The organism is Acinetobacter sp. YH12086, assembly GCF_013419345.1.
Taxonomy (GTDB): Bacteria; Pseudomonadota; Gammaproteobacteria; order Pseudomonadales; family Moraxellaceae; genus Acinetobacter; species Acinetobacter amyesii.
In genome coordinates, this window is sequence record NZ_VPAF01000002.1 from 102,589 (window position 1) to 120,047 (window position 17,459).

Consider the following 17,459-nt stretch of genomic DNA (forward strand, 5'->3'; position numbering starts at 1 on the left):
ACAAGATACGGGAAAATTCAGGGTATATCAATATTGACATTTTACTAAATGCTTTGAACTTTTCTGGCAGAAATCCATCTCAAAAAATCCCTATTTTTTATCTTTGTTATATATGCCTTATCCGACAAGGGCATAGCATAGCAAAGTCGAAAAAGAGTGCTTATAGATAACATTGTGGATAACTTCAGAAAGCCTAAAAAGTTGTGAATTAATCAGTCAGTTTTTATTCGATGAAAATGTATCCAAATTTATAATTGTTGGTATTGTGAGCAATAGGGCATGGAAATGATTGGTAAATACGGCTGCAAAAATGTAGCAGGTTAAAATTTATTACAAAATACGATATTGATGTATCAGTTTGGTGAATGCCATCTTGTTTACAATGTAAACGTGTGTATATTGCAAACTATGTTTAAGCGTATCTATCGGATTTCAAATAGGATACGCCCAATCAAATAAGGGGCAATCAATGAGCCAAGAAGAAAAGTTACCTAAAATTTTAATTGTTGAAGACGATGAGCGTCTTGCTCGTTTAACTCAAGAATACTTAATCCGTAACGGACTTGAAGTTGGGGTAGAACCAGACGGTAATCGTGCGATTCGCCGTATTATCGCTGAACAACCAGATATGGTATTACTCGACGTGATGCTTCCGGGTGCCGATGGTTTAACCATTTGTCGTGAAGTTCGTCCACACTACCATCAACCAATTTTAATGTTGACTGCACGTACCGAAGACATGGACCAAGTGTTGGGTCTAGAAATGGGTGCAGATGATTATGTTGCAAAACCTGTTCAACCTCGCGTTTTACTTGCGCGTATTCGTGCATTATTACGTCGTACAGACAAAGCACCAGAAGATGAGGTTGCACAGCGCATAGAATTTGATGATCTTGTAATTGATAATGGTGGTCGTTCTGTCACACTCAATAATGAGTTGGTTGACTTTACCAGTGCAGAATATGACCTTTTATGGTTGTTGGCATCTAATGCGGGTCGCATTCTTTCTCGTGAAGATATTTTTGAGCGTCTGCGTGGTATTGAATACGATGGTCAAGACCGTTCAATTGACGTGCGTATCTCGCGTATTCGTCCAAAAATTGGCGATGATCCAGAAAATCCGAAACGTATTAAAACCGTACGTAGTAAAGGTTATTTATTCGTAAAAGAAACCAACGGCATTTAATGTAAAATACCGTCCCTTAGTTTGGCAAAGTAGGACACTTTTACGTGTTTAAACACAGTATATTTTTGCGCGTTTATGCGGGGCTACTGATTTTAGTCTTTTTAGTCGCTACATTTGGCTATTTGCTGGTGCAAATCATTAACTACCAGCGCGCGCAAGAATATCGTGAATCGCTTACTGACGGTTTGGCTTTCATTATAAGTGAAGGTATTGCACGTCAGCCAAATGAACAACAAAAGTCAGATTGGGTGTCAGATGCATCTGATCTACTTGAGTTGCCTATTTATTATGTAAAAGCTAATCAGGTTGATTTAACCCGAGCGGAAACAAAACGTATAGAAGAGCGTAAAGCTGTAGTGCGTTGGGACGCACAAACGACGGCAGCCTACATTATTATTGGCTTAAAAGATGACCCTGCACATCTGCTGTATATTAAAGCCGATAATATTTCAGAACGCCAAATGAAGGCGTTGCCTGTCTTTATACTGGATTATTTGGTTTATTACCCAGGTCAAGAAAAACAATATCTTGAAAAAATCCAGCATCATTTTTCTTACCCAATTTCAATTCAAAATGTTCAGAGTTTGCCTTTAGATTCTGAGCAAATCGGCCGATTACGCTTAGATCACAGCATTATTTTGTATCGTGATAGTGCGACTGAGCGCGGCACGACCATTTCGATCGTATCGCCAATTCCAAGCTCAACTTCAGAAGTCTTGGTCATGGGGCCGGTACCGCTATTCAATTGGATGCCTTTCCAGTTGGCAGCAGGTATTACGCTACTGAGCTTATTTGTGTTGAGCTTGGGTGTTTATGGCCTATTGGTGCCGATGCAACGTAAGTTACGTGCTGTAAATTATGCGTTAAATAAAATGAAGGGCGGGGACTTATCTGTGCGTCTGCCTGTCGAAAGCACGGATGAGTTTGGTACCTTGGCATCGAGCTATAACTCGATGTCGGATCATATTGAGCGTTTAATTGAAGCGCAGCGTGAGTTAATGCGCGCGGTATCGCATGAACTGCGGACACCTGTGGCACGTATTCGCTTTGGTGTAGAAATGATGGCGGATGAAGACGACTACGATTACCGTCAGCAACAAGTTGAACAAATCGACAAAGATATCGAAGCGCTCAACACCTTGATTGATGAAATCATGACCTATGCTAAGCTCGAACAGGGTATGCCATCTTTGGAGTTTGAAGATGTTAGCTTGTTTGAAGTTTTAGATCAGGTTCTGATTGAAACTGAAGCCTTAAAGACTGGGAAAACCTTGGAATTGCAAGCACCACCAATTGGAGTGGTTGTGGAAACCGAGCGTCGCTATTTACACCGTGTTGTACAAAACTTGGTGGGGAATGCAGTGCGATATTGTGATGATAAAGTGCTGATTAGTGGTGGTGTGAATGATGAAGGTATGGCTTATATCTGTGTTGAAGATGATGGCCCCGGCATTCCAGAAGAAGATCGTAAACGTATCTTTGATGCTTTTGCACGTTTAGATGATAGTCGCACACGTGCTTCAGGGGGCTATGGTTTAGGCTTATCGATTGTTAGTCGTATTGCATATTGGTTTGGCGGGACTATTGATATTGATGAAAGTCCAATATTAGGCGGGGCGCGTTTCACCATGACATGGCCTGCAACTCGTTTTAAGAAAAATAAACCGAAGTTAGATGTTAAAGAACCGAGTACCAATGAAAATTAAGTAAGCTTAGATATGTAGCTAAGCTGATTTTAGTGAATGATAAGTATAAAAAGCCATTCAATTTGAATGGCTTTTTGATATCAGTTTTCTACTTATTCCGTAATTGTTGCATCGGGTTCAATAATAGGTTTGCCATTTTTTAATGCGGCAAGAGCATCTGCATTAAAATCGATGAGTAAGGAGTTGTTTTTAGCATCGATAGAATAATTGCTAATAAGTTTTTGATCACCGTTTAAAGTTTCAAGTTTATATTCATCTGCAATATTCATAATCCCGTTAAGGTTGGTTGTTGCAGAAGCTAAATCTTGTCGTAACAACTCATAAATATCACGTAAATCAAAAATGGCATTTTGAGCATCAGGATGCTTATCTAAGTAGCTTTTAATATGGTGAATCACCAATTGTGCAGATAGAAAATAATCGGGTTTATGCGTAAATTCTAAAGTCATTATTGTCTCTCCGTTGTGATTGCTTTTTGTGTTTTAACTACAAATATCACACTCTTTGTGGGTCGTGTCAAAGAATTGCAAAAAAGTCACAAGAAGCTAAAAAAAGCCTTTTTTCTTTGTGCTAATTCAACTTGTTTTTCATTTTAGGGGTAAGATCAAAGCTAATAGATGGAATCAAACAGGCAACCAATTTGAAACAAGATGGAATTTATTTAATAAATGATACGGCCATGAAAATTTAATACATGAGCTAAAAGTTGAAGGATTTGTTCATGAAACTGAACAGTCATAGTTTTCTGTTAAAATCGCATAAATGTAATAATTAATAAAAAAATAAGATCTAATCTAATTAAACGATTAATCCTAAATTTAAGGGAGTAAACCCAATTTAAATGCTGAAATGATTAAAAAATCATCCTAAAGACGAATATCGATAAGCTAGCAAGAAGCCTCCTCAATCAGGTACAATTGGCGGGATTAATTTTGTGTTTGGTGTATTTGAAGGCCAATACATACATTCTTTGTTAATAAATAGGCCTGCCAGGAGTTATCCCCGCATGAGTGCCATTACTCCATACGATTGGGCAATTATTGCCTTCGTGATCGGCGTTACATTCCTTTGCGTCTTTATGCTGACCGTCCCTTTACTCCTTGGGGGTAAATCATGGGGTCGTGCTAAGCAAGAGCAGTTTGAGTCAGGTGTAGTAGGTGCTGGTGGTGCACGTATTCGCTTGTCTGCGAAATTCTATTTAGTTGCGATCTTCTTCGTGGTGTTCGATATCGAAGCACTTTACCTTTATGCATGGGCATCTTCTGTTCGTGAAACTGGGTGGGTTGGTTTTGCAGCTGCAGCAGTCTTTATTTTAGTTTTACTTGCTGGTTTGGTTTATGAATTGTCTTCTGGTGGTTTGAATTGGTCACCTTCTGACAAGCGTAAAGCGGCGGGAATTAAACCTAAAATTGGTTCGCCAAATATGGATATCGCAGAAATCACACGCTTTAACTCTATTGAAGAGTTGGTTATGGACCCTACAGGTCAAATTCCAGCGCAATCATCTGGTCGTGTGAAATCTAAGTCACCGACTGCATCATCTGACAAGGAGTAAGACGGGATGAAATATACATTAACCCGTGCGAATCCGGATGCTGATCAATATCCACTTCAAGAGCGTCAAATCGTTACCGATCCGCTTGAAGAAGAAGTGAATAAAAATGTGTTCATGACTCGTTTAGAGGATGTTGCACATACAGCAGTAAACTGGGGTCGCAAAAACTCAGTTTGGCCGTTCAACTTTGGTACATCTTGCTGCTACGTAGAGTATGCAACGACTTTAACAGGCGTGCATGACTTGTCACGTTTCGGTGCCGAGGTTATTCGTGCTTCACCACGTCAGGCTGACTTGATGATTGTTGCAGGTACATGCTTCATGAAAATGGCGCCTGTAATTCAACGTTTGTACGAGCAAATGCTTGAGCCTAAATGGGTAATCTCAATGGGCGCATGTGCAAACTCTGGTGGTATGTACGACATTTATTCAGTTGTACAAGGTGTGGATAAAATCATCCCTGTCGATGTGTATATCCCAGGTTGCCCACCACGTCCTGAAGCTTTAATTCAGGCATTGATGTTATTGCAAGACCAGATTCAACTTGAGCGCCGTCCTTTATCGGCCGTGATTGGTGATGATCTTAAGCCAGTGTATAAGCCAAAGATGATGCCAGAACGTGACCGTAAGAACGCACAGCGTATTGCAGTGAAAAACTTACGCTCAATGGATGAAATTAAATAATCACTGCGACGAAATATTGATACACCCGGACTGGGTGTAATTGTCGTTTTGATTGACTGAATTTGTATTAAATAGGAAGCCAAGCCAATGGCTGAAACTGACATTGCTATGCCAGAATCAACTCCAGTTGATTCCCGCCCTGCATTTGCAATTGTAGAAGAGCTCAAAACCAAATTTGGTGAGAACTTCTACGTGCAAACGACTTTTGAAGACTTTCCAACAGTCTGGGTTGAGCGCGCACGTGTACAAGAAGTTTTAATGTTCTTGCGTACGGTGTCACGTCCATACGTGATGCTGTTTGACTTGTCTGCGGTTGATGAGCGTTTACGTACACACCGCGATGGTCTGCCTGCATCTGACTTCACTGTGTTCTATCACTTGTTATCGTTAGAGCGTAACAGTGATATTCGTATTAAAGTTGCATTGAATGAGTCAGATTTGAACATTCCAACGGCAACCAACATTTGGCCAAATGCCAACTGGTACGAACGTGAAGCTTACGACATGTTTGGTATCAACTTCGAAGGGCATCCAATGCTCCGTCGTATCTTGTTGCCAACATATTGGGAAGGTCACCCGTTACGTAAAGAATATTCTGCACGTGCGACTGAATACACGCCTTATCGCCAAAACCAAGCGAAACAGGATTACGAACAAGAACATCTTCGTTTCGTACCTGAAGATTGGGGTATGAAGCGTGGGAACGATGATGAAGACTTCATGTTCCTAAACTTGGGTCCTAACCATCCATCTGCGCACGGTGCCTTCCGTGTGATCTTGCAGTTGGACGGCGAAGAGGTGAAAGACTGTGTTCCTGACATCGGCTATCACCACCGTGGTGTGGAAAAAATGGCTGAGCGTCAAACATGGCACTCATTCATCCCGTATACAGACCGTGTTGACTACTTAGGTGGTTGTGCGCAAAACATGCCTTACGTTCTTGGCGTAGAGCAAATGGCAGGGATTACCGTTCCTGATCGTGCACAATGTATCCGTGTCATGATGTCTGAATTATTCCGTATCAATAACCACTTATTGTTCATTGGTACTGCGATTCAGGATGCCGGCGGTATGACCCCAGTATTCTATATGTTCGCTGACCGTCAAAAAATCTATGACGCGATCGAAGCGATCACGGGTTACCGTATGCACCCAGCATGGTTCCGTATCGGTGGTACAGCGCACGACTTGCCAAACAACTGGCAGCACCTCATTCGCGAAATCCTAGATTGGATGCCGAAGCGTATGAACGAGTACTACACTGCAGCACTTAAAAACTCAGTGTTTATCGGTCGTACCCGTAATGTTGCTCAGTATGATGCTAAATCTGCATTGGCTTGGGGTGTAACGGGTACTGGTCTACGTGCTACAGGTATTGATTTCGACGTTCGTAAATACCGTCCTTATAGCGGCTACGAAAACTACGACTTTGATGTGCCTTTAGAGTACGAAGGCGATGCTTATGCACGTGTTCTTGTTCACTTCCGTGAAATTGAAGAATCGCTGAAAATCATCAAGCAATGTTTAGACAACATGCCTTCTGGTGCATACAAAGCAGACCATCCACTGGCTGTTCCACCACCAAAAGATAAAACTTTACAAGACATCGAAACATTGATTACGCACTTCTTGAGCGTGTCATGGGGTCCTGTAATGCCAGCAGGCGAAAGCTCTGTAATGGCGGAAGTGGTAAAAGGTGCGTCGAACTACTACTTGACTTCAGACAAGTCAACGATGAGTTACCGTACACGTATCCGTACACCAACCTTCACGCACTTACAGCAAATGCCTTCTGTGATTAACGGCAGCTTAATGTCTGACTTAATCATTTATTTAGCGACAATTGACGTCGTAATGGCTGACGTGGATCGCTAAGGGGTAATCGCATTATGATGATTTTGACTGACAAAAAACCACGTGTGAATGTTGAAGGGATTTTAACTGCGGAAGAAATCCACGATATCGAACATCACATTGGTCACTATCCGTACCCACGCGCAGCATGTCTTGATGCTTTGAAGTGTGTACAACGCCGTAATGGCTGGGTAGATGATGCACAGATGAATGCTATTGCGCAATTGCTTAGCATGAGCCTTGCAGACCTTGAAGGTGTTGCAACTTTCTATAACCGTATTTACCGTCAACCAGTTGGTCGCCACGTAATTTTATTATGTGACTCGATTGCTTGCTTCTTGATGGGTGCGGAAACACTTGCTGAAGCATTCCAGCGTGAATTAGGCATTTCATTTGGTCAAACGACTGCAGATGGTCGCTTTACTTTATTGCCAATTTGCTGCCTAGGTAACTGTGACAAAGGTCCGACGTTAATGATTGACGAAGACACTCACGGTCTAGTTGAAGTGACTTCAATTAAACAGTTATTGGAGAAGTATGTATGAATACTGAACCAAAACCAATTTATGGCGACGGTAACCCAGAAACTCACCCATTAACTTGGCGTTTGAGCAAACAGGAACACGTTCGCAGTGCAGATGATTACGAAGCACTTGAAGGTTATGCAGGCTTTAAGAAAGCTGTTGGCATGCAACCGAAAGAAGTGCTTGAAGTAATCAAAGCTGCGACTGTAAAAGGTCGTGGTGGTGCGGGCTTCCCTGCAGGGATCAAATGGTCGCTTATGGCGCCAAATGATAACTCAGGCCCTCGTTACCTCATCTGTAATGCCGATGAAATGGAACCAGGTACCTTTAAAGACCGTCTGTTGATGGAAAAACTTCCTCATCAGTTGATCGAAGGTATGTTGATTGCTGCTTATACATTAGAAGCAACACAGGGTTATATCTTCATCCGTGGTGAATACATCGAAGCGGCTCAATACTTAAATGAAGCATTGGACCAAATTCGTGCCAAAGGTTACTTGGGTGAAAACATCTTAGGTACAGGTTGGAACTTCGAGTTACACGTGCATACTGGTGCGGGTCGTTATATCTGTGGTGAAGAAACTGCATTGATTAACTCGCTTGAAGGTCGCCGTGCGAACCCTCGTACTAAACCGCCATTCCCACAAGTTGCAGGTGCTTGGGGTCGTCCTACGATTGTTAACAACGTAGAGACTTACAACAACTTACCCGCAATTATGCTTCGTGGTCCTGAATGGTATATCGGTTTATCTGAAGGTAAGTCGAAAGATCCAGGTACTAAAATTTATGGCGCTTCAGGCAAAGTAAAATTCCCAGGTCTTTGGGAACTTCCATTTGGTACAACTGCGCGTGAAGTGATTGAAGATCATGCGGGTGGTATGCGTGATGGTTTAAAACTCAAAGCATGGTTACCGGGTGGTGCTTCTACAGACTTCCTTGCTGCTGAACATATTGACCTTCCTATGGATGCTGAAAGCATCATGAAAGCAGGTTCACGTTTAGGTACGTGTTTGCTCATGGTAGTCGATGAAACTCAGTGTATGGTTTCTGCGACACGTAACTTAGAAGAATTCTTTGCGCGTGAATCTTGCGGTTGGTGTACACCATGCCGTGATGGCTTACCTTGGGCGGTTAAAGCGCTTAAAGCCTTGGAAGATGGCACAGGTAAGAAAGAAGATATCGATCACTTACAAGAACTTACTCGTAAGCTTTGGATTGGTAAAACTTTCTGTGCGCATGCTCCAGGTGCGATGGAACCGTTAATGGGCGCACTCAAACATTTCCGTGGCGAGTTTGAAGCTAAAGTCGTAAATGCGGCAGCTCAAACTAGCAACGTAGAACAAGCTTAAGGAATTCGACTATGGCTACAATTCATGTCGATGGAAAATCGTATGAAGTCAACGGCTCAGAGAACTTGCTACAAGCATGTCTTAGCCTTGGCATCGACATCCCATACTTTTGTTGGCATCCATCCTTAGGTTCTGTCGGTTCTTGCCGTCAATGTGCTGTGACTCAATACGCGAATCCTGAAGATACTCGCGGTCGTTTAGTTATGTCATGTATGACGCCTGCATCTGACAATACCTACATCTCGATTGAAGATGACGAAGCAAAAAATTTCCGTGCTTCTGTTGTTGAATTCTTGATGACCAACCACCCACACGACTGCCCAGTCTGTGAAGAGGGTGGTCATTGTCATTTACAAGATATGACTGTAATGACTCAGCATGACCGTCGTCGTTACCGCTTCACAAAGCGTACGCATTACAACCAAGAGCTAGGGTCTTTCATTTCTCATGAAATGAACCGTTGTATTGCGTGCTACCGGTGTGTGCGTTACTACAAAGATTATGCAGGTGGTACAGACTTTGGTGTGTATGCAAACGCTTCGCGTGTTTACTTTGGTCGTCCAGAATCAGGTACTTTAGAATCTGAATTCTCTGGTAACTTGACTGAAGTGTGCCCAACAGGTGTATTCACAGATAAAACTCACTCTGAACGTTATAACCGTAAATGGGACATGCAGTATGCGCCAAGCGTATGCCAAGGCTGTTCTTCAGGTTGTAACATCTCTCCGGGTGAACGTTATGGCGAACTACGTCGTGTAGAAAACCGCTTTAACGGTGACGTGAACCAATACTTCCTTTGCGATAAAGGTCGTTTCGGTACAGGTTATGTGAACCGTGAAGATCGTCCACGTCAACCACAATTCCGTTCTGGTGCAAATGTAACTACAGTTTCTGTAGACCAAGCATTGGATACCGTAATTGAAAATATCCAAGGCAAAAAAGTATTGGGTATCGGTTCACCACGTGCATCACTTGAATCAAACTTCGCGCTTCGCGAACTTGTAGGTCAAGACAACTTCTCAACGGGTATGTCTCAAAAAGAGCAAAAACTTGTTGAACTTGCAGCTTCTATTATGCAAACCGAAGGTGTTTATAACCCTGGTATGCGTGAAATCGAAAGCTACGATGCTGTGTTGATTTTGGGTGAAGATCTGACTCAAACTGCGCCTCGTATGGCTCTATCTGTTCGCCAAGCTGCGAAAAATAAAGCTAAAGAAATGGCTGCAGAGCGCCGTACGCAAGAGTGGTTGGCTGAACCTGTACAACGTATTGCTCAAGATGCGAAATCTCCGATTTACATCCTTGCTGCAACTCAAACACGTTTAGCTGATGTTGCAACAGGTGAAGTTGTTGCATCACCTAACGACATTGCACGTTTAGGTTTTGCGGTCGCTGCTGCTGTGAAAGGTGAAGTGATTTTAGGTTTGGATGACGATGCCAAAGCATTTGCACAAACGATTGCTGACACTTTAAAAGCTGCGAAAAAACCATTAATCATCTCTGGTACAAGCTTGCAAGACGCATCAATCATGGAAGCTGCTGCACAAGTTGCACAGAACCTTGGTAATGCGGGCTTAACATTGACTGTTCCTGAAGTGAACTCAATGGGCTTAGCGATCTTTGGTGGTCAAAGCTTAGAACAAGCATTTGCACAAGATTACGATACTGTGATCGTGGTGGAAAATGACCTTTATCGTCGCTTACCAGCCGCTCAGGTGAATGCTGCACTTTCTGGTAAAGAAGTGATCGTACTTGATCATTCTGAAACTGAAACTGTGAAAAAAGCCAACATCGTACTTTCTGCTGCTTCATTTGCTGAAGGTGACGGTACTGTGGTCTCTCAAGAAGGCCGTGCACAACGTTTCTACCAAGTGTATGACCCAAGCTACTACAAACCAGAACTTGCGATCAAAGAATCTTGGCGCTGGTTACATGCCATTGAAACTGGCGTGAAAGGCAAAGCGATTTCTTGGACAGTTCTTGATGATGTTATCGAGTCAGTAGCGAAAAACGTTCCTGCGCTTGAAGCAATTCAAGACGTAGCACCAGATGCTGGCTTCCGTGTACATGGTCTGAAAGTGGCACGTGAACCACGTCGTTACTCAGGTCGTACTGCGATGCGCGCACCACTTTCTATTCATGAACCAAAACAACCAGTCGATAAAGACTCTGCGTTGACGTTCTCTATGGAAGGTTATGTAGGTAACCAAACTCCAGCTTCACTTGTACCATTTGCTTGGTCTGCAGGTTGGAACTCTCCACAAGCTTGGAACAAATTCCAAGACAACGTGGGTGGTCACTTAAAAGGTGGCGATGCAGGCGTTCGTTTATTCGATCGTTTAGCGAAACGTCCAGCACGTACATTCGTTGCACCTGCACCTGTTGCGGTTAATGGTGAAAGCTTCCGTCTTGTACCGATGCATCACATCTTCGCTTCTGGTGAATTTACAGTGAAAACACCTGCGATGGAATCGCGTATTCCTGAAGCAATGTTTGCTGTGGGTGAACAAGATGCAGCACGCTTAAATGTTCAAGATGGTCAACGTATCGCTGTGAAAGCAGGGGATGCTGAAATCGTCCTTCCAGTTCAAGTGATTGAATACTTACCTACAGGTTATATCGGTTACCCAGTGGGTCTAGCACCTACAGTATCGCTTGCAGAACCTGTTTCAGTCGCGGTAGGAGTGTAATTCATGGAACAAGAATTAATCCGTCAAACGCCGCTGTGGGCTGAAAACTGGCCAATCGCCTATTCAGTTCTTCAAGCAATTGTGATCTTACTGGTAGTGGTATTGATCGCTGCGTTGATGTCTTTTATTGAACGTCGTTTACTCGGCTTGTGGCAAGACCGTTACGGTCCGAACCGTGTCGGTCCGGGCGGTATGTTCCAGATCGTTGCCGATATGCTGAAAATCATGTTTAAGGAAGACTGGACACCAAAATTTGCTGACAAATTGACTTTCCGTATGGCTCCAGCAGTTGCGATGGCAACTGCGGTGCTATCGTTCATGGTTATTCCTGTTTCACCTTATCTAGGTGTTTCAGACATGAGCATCGGTCTATTGTTCTTTATGGCAATGGCAGGTATTGCTGTATACGCAGTATTGTTCGGTGGTTGGTCATCAAATAACAAATACGCATTACTTGGTGGTTTACGTTCTGCCGCTCAAACCATTTCTTATGAAGTGTTCTTGGGTATTTCACTGATGGGTGTGGTTGCGATTGCAGGCTCATTCAACATGCGTGAAATTGTTGAAGCTCAACGTGATGTTTGGTTTGTTATTCCTCAGTTCTTAGGTTTCTTAATCTTTGTGGTTGCGGGTGTTGCGGTAACTCACCGTCATCCATTTGACCAACCAGAAGCAGAACAAGAATTGGCGGAAGGTTACCATGTCGAATACGGCGGTATGAAATGGGGTATGTTCTTCGTTGCGGAATACGTCAACGTCGTACTGATCTCTGCATTAATCGTGACTTTATTCTTCGGTGGTTGGTTAGCGCCTTTCAACCTAGATATTCCATTCATTCCAGCTGCGTTCTGGTTCATTATTAAAACAGCATTCTTTGTAATGATGTTTGTCTTGGCTCGTGGTTCTTTAATGCGTCCACGTTATGACCAAGTCATGAACTTTGGTTGGAAAATTTGCTTGCCATTGGCGTTGGTTAACCTTCTGGTAACTGGTGCTGTGATTCTGATGAATCAGGCCTAAGACAGCAGGGAGAATAAAATGTTTAAATTTCTAGCTGGATTTGGGTCAATTGTACGTTCGTTGTGGATGGTATTCTCACACGCGACACGTAAACGTGACACCATTTTATATCCAGAGGTTAAAGCGGAAGACATCGTACCACCACGTTTCCGTGGTCGTATCGTGTTAACGCGTGACCCTGATGGTGAAGAGCGCTGCGTTGCATGTAACCTTTGTGCGGTTGCATGTCCAGTCGGCTGTATTTCACTACAAAAAGCTGAAAAAGAAGATGGTCGTTGGTATCCGGAATTTTTCCGTATCAACTTCTCACGTTGTATTTTCTGCGGTATGTGTGAAGAAGCATGTCCTACGACTGCGATTCAAATGACACCTGACTTTGAGTTAGGTGAGTATGTTCGTCAGGACTTAGTATATGAGAAAGAAAACCTTCTTATCTCAGGTCCTGGTAAATACCCAGACTATAACTTCTACCGCGTAACAGGTATGGCTGTTGCCGGTAAAGATAAAGGTCAGGCTCAACGCGAAAGCACACCAGTTGATGTACGGAGTCTATTACCATGATGTGGCCATTTTATTTGATGGCGCTTGTGGCCATCGTCTCTACCGTTCGTGTTGTAACTAACACGAACCCAGTACACGCTTTATTAAGCTTGATTATCTCTTTACTTGCAGTTGCAGGTATCTTCATGATCGTGGGTGCGCCGTTTGCCGGTGCCCTCGAAATTATCGTTTACGCTGGCGCAATCATGGTGCTATTCGTATTCGTCGTGATGATGCTGAATCTTGGGCAAAATACAGTTGAACAAGAAAGCAAATGGCTGACTTCTTCAGCGTGGGCATATCCTGCGTTGATGAGCTTCCTAATGGGTCTAATCCTTGTTTGGATGTTGAAGTCAGACTACACAACTGCTGGCACTGTCATGGGTGCTCAAGTTGTCGGTCCGAAAGAAGTGGGTACTTCACTCTTTACTCAGTACTTATTACTGGTTGAAGTTGCTGCGATGTTATTGCTTGGCGCACTTGTCGCTGCATTCCATCTTGGCAAACGTGAGCCAGGTGCAGAAGAGGACAAAGAATAATGGGCAACATCCCTTTAGAACATGGTTTGATCGTTGCAACCATTCTTTTTGCACTGGGTTTTTACGGTGTGATGGTTCGACGCAACCTACTATTTATTTTAATGAGCCTTGAAATCATGATGAACGCTGCTGCTTTAGCGTTCGTTTTGGCAGGAAGCGCATGGGCACAGCCAGATGGTCAAGTGATGTTTATCTTGATCTTAACGCTTGCTGCAGCAGAGGCGTGTATCGGTCTTGCGATCGTCCTTCAGTTCTATCATCGCTTCCATCATCTGGATGTGGATGCTGCTAGTGAGATGCGCGGATGAGTTATTTATATTTAACAGTACTTTTCCCGCTAATTGGTTTTATCCTGTTGGCGGCAGGTCGTAAAAACCTTCCTGAATCAGTTGCTGCAATTATTGGTGCAGGTTCAGTTGGTCTTTCAGCTTTATTTGCATTAATTGCCGGTATCGACTTTGTTAATAATGGTTCAGTTGCAACAACTCAGCATCTTTGGACTTGGTTCAGTGCAGGTAACTTAGCACCGGGCTTCACGCTTCATTTAGATGGCTTATCATTATTGATGATGGGCATGATCACAGGTGTGGGTTTCTTAATTCACATCTTTGCAACATGGTACATGCGTGGCGAAGAAGACTTTGCACGTTTCTTCTCATACTTCAACCTATTCGTAGCAAGCATGCTGCTTTTAGTGTTGGGTGACAACTTAGCGTTGTTATTCTTGGGTTGGGAAGGTGTAGGTCTATGTTCATACCTATTGATTGGTTACTACTACCAAACACCTGCAAACGGTTTTGCTGCAATTAAAGCATTCACCGTGACACGTGTGGGTGACGTATTCTTACTGATCGCATTGTTCTTGATCTACCAACAATTCGGCACTTTAAACATTGCAGAAGTTGTAGCTGCTGCGCCAACAGTTTTGGCTCAGAGTTCTTCGATTGCGATTTGGACTGCATTGATGTTGTTCTTGGGTGCTGCAGGTAAATCTGCTCAGATCCCATTACAAACATGGTTGGCAGATGCGATGGCTGGTCCTACACCAGTATCTGCATTGATCCACGCAGCAACAATGGTAACAGCGGGTGTTTACCTATGTAGCCGTATGTTCAGCGTGTTTGAACAAGCGCCAGAAGTGATGATGTTCATCTCAATCACAGGTGCGGTGACATTGTTAGTTGCAGGCTTTGCTGCATTGGTACAAACAGACATCAAACGTATTCTTGCTTACTCAACTATGAGTCAGTTGGGTTATATGTTTATGGCTGTAGGTGCTGAAGCTTACCAAGCTGGTCTATTCCACATGCTGACTCACGCATTCTTCAAGGCATTATTATTCTTGTCTTCTGGTGCAGTGATTTTGGCTTACCATCACGAGCAAAACATCTTCAAGATGGGTGGTCTATTCCACAAAAACAAATTCTTGTTTGCTTGTTTCGCGATTGGTGGCGGTGCATTGGCAGCGATTCCATTCATCACGATCGGCTTCTTCTCGAAAGATGCGATTCTTGGTGCGGTATGGGTGAAAGGTCAAGCGATTGCAGTTTATGACTGCTTGTACTGGACTGGTGTAGCAGGTGCGTTCTTAACTTCAATTTATACATTCCGTCTTATTTGGGTTGTATTCTTTGGTAAAGAAAACACGCCTTACCATGAAATCAAAGGTGTTACTTACTGGGGTCCATTGGCGATTCTTGCAGTGCTTTCAACTGGTTTAGCTTATGTATTAAAAGCACCAGTAACGAATATTTTAAATGCTGCACGAATCCCAGCGTTTAATATTCCAGAAGCGCTAGAACATGGTATGCATAGCGCTGAATACACAGCTGTTGGTATTGCACTTGCAGGTCTTGTAGTCGGTGTGGTGTTATTTGCATTTGCTTATGGTGCAGTGAAATCGTTCGCGAAAACTTCACTGGGCGCGGGTCTTGCAAATATCTGTCGTAATGCACTTGGTTTCGATGCTTTGTACAACATTGTTTTCGTTAAGCCTTATTTGCTACTGGCTAAAATCTTTGGTCGTGATCCAATTGACGGCTTATGGCTTGTATTGCCTGCACTTGTTAAAGGCGGTAATAGCTTTACAAGTTCACGTCAAACAGGTTCATTGCGTGAATACGCATCTAGTATGGCATTCGGTACGTTTGCATTACTATTGATCCTGGTCGTGATTCAGGTCGTGGGGAAATAAAATGGAAACTCCAAACAATTTAATTCTACCCGCTCTGATCCTTATTCCGTTCATTGCAGGTTTTGTATGCTGGCTTGTCGATAAACTCGACAAGCACTTACCACGCTATATTGCCTTAATTGGTATGCTATTAACGTTGGTGTTAACCGTCGTTTTATGGCAAAGCGGTACTTATAACTACGAGTTGGGTACACAAGCTCCACAGTGGGCTGCTCAATTTAACCTACCGTGGATTACCACTTTAGGGATTAACATTCACCTTGCGGTGGATGGTCTTTCACTGCTTATGGTAGGTTTAACTGCATTACTGGGTGTACTTGCGGTCGGCTGTTCATGGGGTGAGATTCAAAAGAACGTTGGTTTCTTCCACTTAAACCTACTTTGGTCTTTAGGTGGTGTGATCGGTGTATTCTTAGCGATTGACATGTTCCTATTCTTCTTCTTCTGGGAGATGATGCTGGTACCAATCTACTTCTTGATCGCACTTTGGGGTCATAAAGGGGCAGAAGGTAAGTCACGCGTTTACGCTGCAACTAAATTCTTTATCTATACTCAGGTTGCGGGTCTGATCATGTTGATCGGTATCTTGGGTCTAGTGGTTGTTGGCTTCCAACTTCACGGTCAAATCAGCTTTAACTACGACTTCTTGATGAGTGTTGCACACACTGTTGAGGCAAAAGCTCCAGCACTTGCGTATGCATTCATGATCTGTATGTTCATTGGTTTTGCGGTAAAACTTCCAGTTTTCCCATTACACGGCTGGTTACCAGATGCACATGCGCAAGCACCTACAGCGGGTTCTGTCGACCTTGCAGGTATCTTGATTAAAACTGCGGCTTATGGTCTTTTACGTTTCGTTATTCCATTCTTCCCAGTAGCATCTGCTCAGTTTGCTGACATCGCGATCATTCTTGGTCTAATCGGTATTTTCTACGGTGCATGGTGTGCATTCCAACAAACAGACATGAAACGTCTGCTTGCGTACACATCTATTTCGCACATGGGCTTCGTACTTCTTGCTTTGTATGCAGGTAACATCCTGACATTCCAAGGCTTGATGATTATGATGCTGGCTCACGGTCTATCTTCTGCTGCATTGTTCATTATGTGTGGTCAGGTTTACGAACGTCTGCATACACGTGACATGCGTTTGATGGGCGGTATTCGTGGTCAGTTCCAATACCTTTCATTCTTCTTAATGTTCTTTGTTGCGGCACTTGTAGGTATTCCAGGTCTAGGTAACTTCATCGGTGAATTCCTGATCTTGATGGGTTCTTATGACAAGTTCCCTGTGTACACAATTCTTGCTGCAGTAAGCTTAGTATTTGCCGGTCTTTACGGTTTAATCCTGATCCACAAAGCGTTGTTTGGTACACCAAACGAAGAACAAAAACAGCATTACGCAAATCCGTTGAAAGACTTAAATGCGCGTGAAGTTGTGATTCTTTTAATCTGTGCTCTTGGTCTAGTATGGCTTGGTCTATTCCCACAAAGCTTCCTTGATATTTCAAATTCAAGCATGGCGTGGATTGCAAATAGCTATATCCCAGTTCAAGAAGTCGTTGATGTTGTGCAGCAGATTGCTGTACAACCTGAAAATGTGGAGATGCAATAAGCC

At 43.2% G+C, this 17,459-nt stretch carries 15 protein-coding genes; 14 read left to right on the forward strand and 1 reads right to left on the reverse strand.

The window, feature by feature from the left end:
* Positions 1–469: 469 nt before the first annotated feature.
* Together bfmR and bfmS are read left to right on the forward strand one after the other, a co-directional pair.
* Positions 470–1,186, forward strand: a complete 717-nt coding sequence (bfmR, locus tag FTU29_RS03710) for a response regulator transcription factor BfmR (protein ID WP_067764711.1) — start codon at positions 470–472, stop codon at positions 1,184–1,186.
* Positions 1,187–1,230: 44 nt separating this feature from the next.
* A complete protein-coding gene (bfmS, locus tag FTU29_RS03715; protein WP_180034533.1) occupies positions 1,231–2,892 on the forward strand; it encodes a sensor histidine kinase BfmS in 1,662 nt (553 codons plus the stop codon).
* A gap of 92 nt (positions 2,893–2,984) precedes the next feature.
* Here the strand turns inward: bfmS and FTU29_RS03720 are convergent, their stop codons facing one another.
* Entirely contained in the window at positions 2,985–3,341 is a 357-nt protein-coding gene (locus FTU29_RS03720) for a hypothetical protein (protein ID WP_078192296.1), read from the reverse strand.
* Positions 3,342–3,898: 557 nt separating this feature from the next.
* Here FTU29_RS03720 and ndhC point away from each other — a divergent pair.
* From ndhC to nuoM, 12 genes are all read left to right on the forward strand, one after another.
* Entirely contained in the window at positions 3,899–4,447 is a 549-nt protein-coding gene (gene ndhC / locus FTU29_RS03725; RefSeq protein WP_078192295.1) for an NADH-quinone oxidoreductase subunit A, read from the forward strand.
* Between the two features lie 6 nt (positions 4,448–4,453).
* Positions 4,454–5,131, forward strand: coding sequence for an NADH-quinone oxidoreductase subunit B family protein (locus FTU29_RS03730; protein ID WP_078191105.1), 678 nt, complete (start codon positions 4,454–4,456; stop codon positions 5,129–5,131).
* Positions 5,132–5,218: 87 nt separating this feature from the next.
* Positions 5,219–7,006 carry an NADH-quinone oxidoreductase subunit C/D gene (gene nuoC, locus FTU29_RS03735; protein ID WP_078192294.1) on the forward strand — a complete coding sequence of 596 codons (1,788 nt, stop codon included), beginning with the start codon at positions 5,219–5,221 and terminating at the stop codon, positions 7,004–7,006.
* Between the two features lie 14 nt (positions 7,007–7,020).
* Positions 7,021–7,530, forward strand: a complete 510-nt coding sequence (nuoE, locus tag FTU29_RS03740) for an NADH-quinone oxidoreductase subunit NuoE (RefSeq protein WP_078191103.1) — start codon at positions 7,021–7,023, stop codon at positions 7,528–7,530.
* A complete protein-coding gene (nuoF, locus tag FTU29_RS03745) occupies positions 7,527–8,858 on the forward strand; it encodes an NADH-quinone oxidoreductase subunit NuoF (protein WP_111884890.1) in 1,332 nt (443 codons plus the stop codon). The genes nuoE and nuoF overlap by 4 nt, the downstream gene beginning before the upstream one ends.
* A gap of 11 nt (positions 8,859–8,869) precedes the next feature.
* On the forward strand, positions 8,870–11,548 hold the full coding sequence (nuoG, locus tag FTU29_RS03750) for an NADH-quinone oxidoreductase subunit NuoG (RefSeq protein ID WP_111884891.1): 2,679 nt from the start codon (positions 8,870–8,872) through the stop codon (positions 11,546–11,548).
* A 3-nt stretch (positions 11,549–11,551) separates the two neighbouring features.
* Positions 11,552–12,568 (forward strand): NADH-quinone oxidoreductase subunit NuoH, encoded by a 1,017-nt coding sequence (gene nuoH / locus FTU29_RS03755; RefSeq protein WP_078191100.1) that lies wholly within the window; start codon positions 11,552–11,554, stop codon positions 12,566–12,568.
* 18 nt (positions 12,569–12,586) lie between these two features.
* Positions 12,587–13,129 (forward strand): NADH-quinone oxidoreductase subunit NuoI, encoded by a 543-nt coding sequence (gene nuoI, locus FTU29_RS03760; RefSeq protein ID WP_078191099.1) that lies wholly within the window; start codon positions 12,587–12,589, stop codon positions 13,127–13,129.
* On the forward strand, positions 13,129–13,647 hold the full coding sequence (gene nuoJ / locus FTU29_RS03765; RefSeq protein ID WP_171262661.1) for an NADH-quinone oxidoreductase subunit J: 519 nt from the start codon (positions 13,129–13,131) through the stop codon (positions 13,645–13,647). Before nuoI ends, nuoJ begins: the two co-directional genes overlap by 1 nt.
* Positions 13,647–13,955: an NADH-quinone oxidoreductase subunit NuoK gene (nuoK, locus tag FTU29_RS03770; RefSeq protein WP_067665227.1), complete on the forward strand. Its 309-nt coding sequence runs from the start codon at positions 13,647–13,649 to the stop codon at positions 13,953–13,955. Before nuoJ ends, nuoK begins: the two co-directional genes overlap by 1 nt.
* Complete coding sequence (nuoL, locus tag FTU29_RS03775) at positions 13,952–15,841, forward strand: NADH-quinone oxidoreductase subunit L (protein ID WP_180120489.1); 1,890 nt, start codon at positions 13,952–13,954, stop codon at positions 15,839–15,841. Before nuoK ends, nuoL begins: the two co-directional genes overlap by 4 nt.
* A 1-nt stretch (position 15,842) precedes the next feature.
* Positions 15,843–17,456, forward strand: coding sequence for an NADH-quinone oxidoreductase subunit M (gene nuoM, locus FTU29_RS03780; RefSeq protein ID WP_078192291.1), 1,614 nt, complete (start codon positions 15,843–15,845; stop codon positions 17,454–17,456).
* The last annotated feature ends 3 nt before the right edge of the window (positions 17,457–17,459 follow it).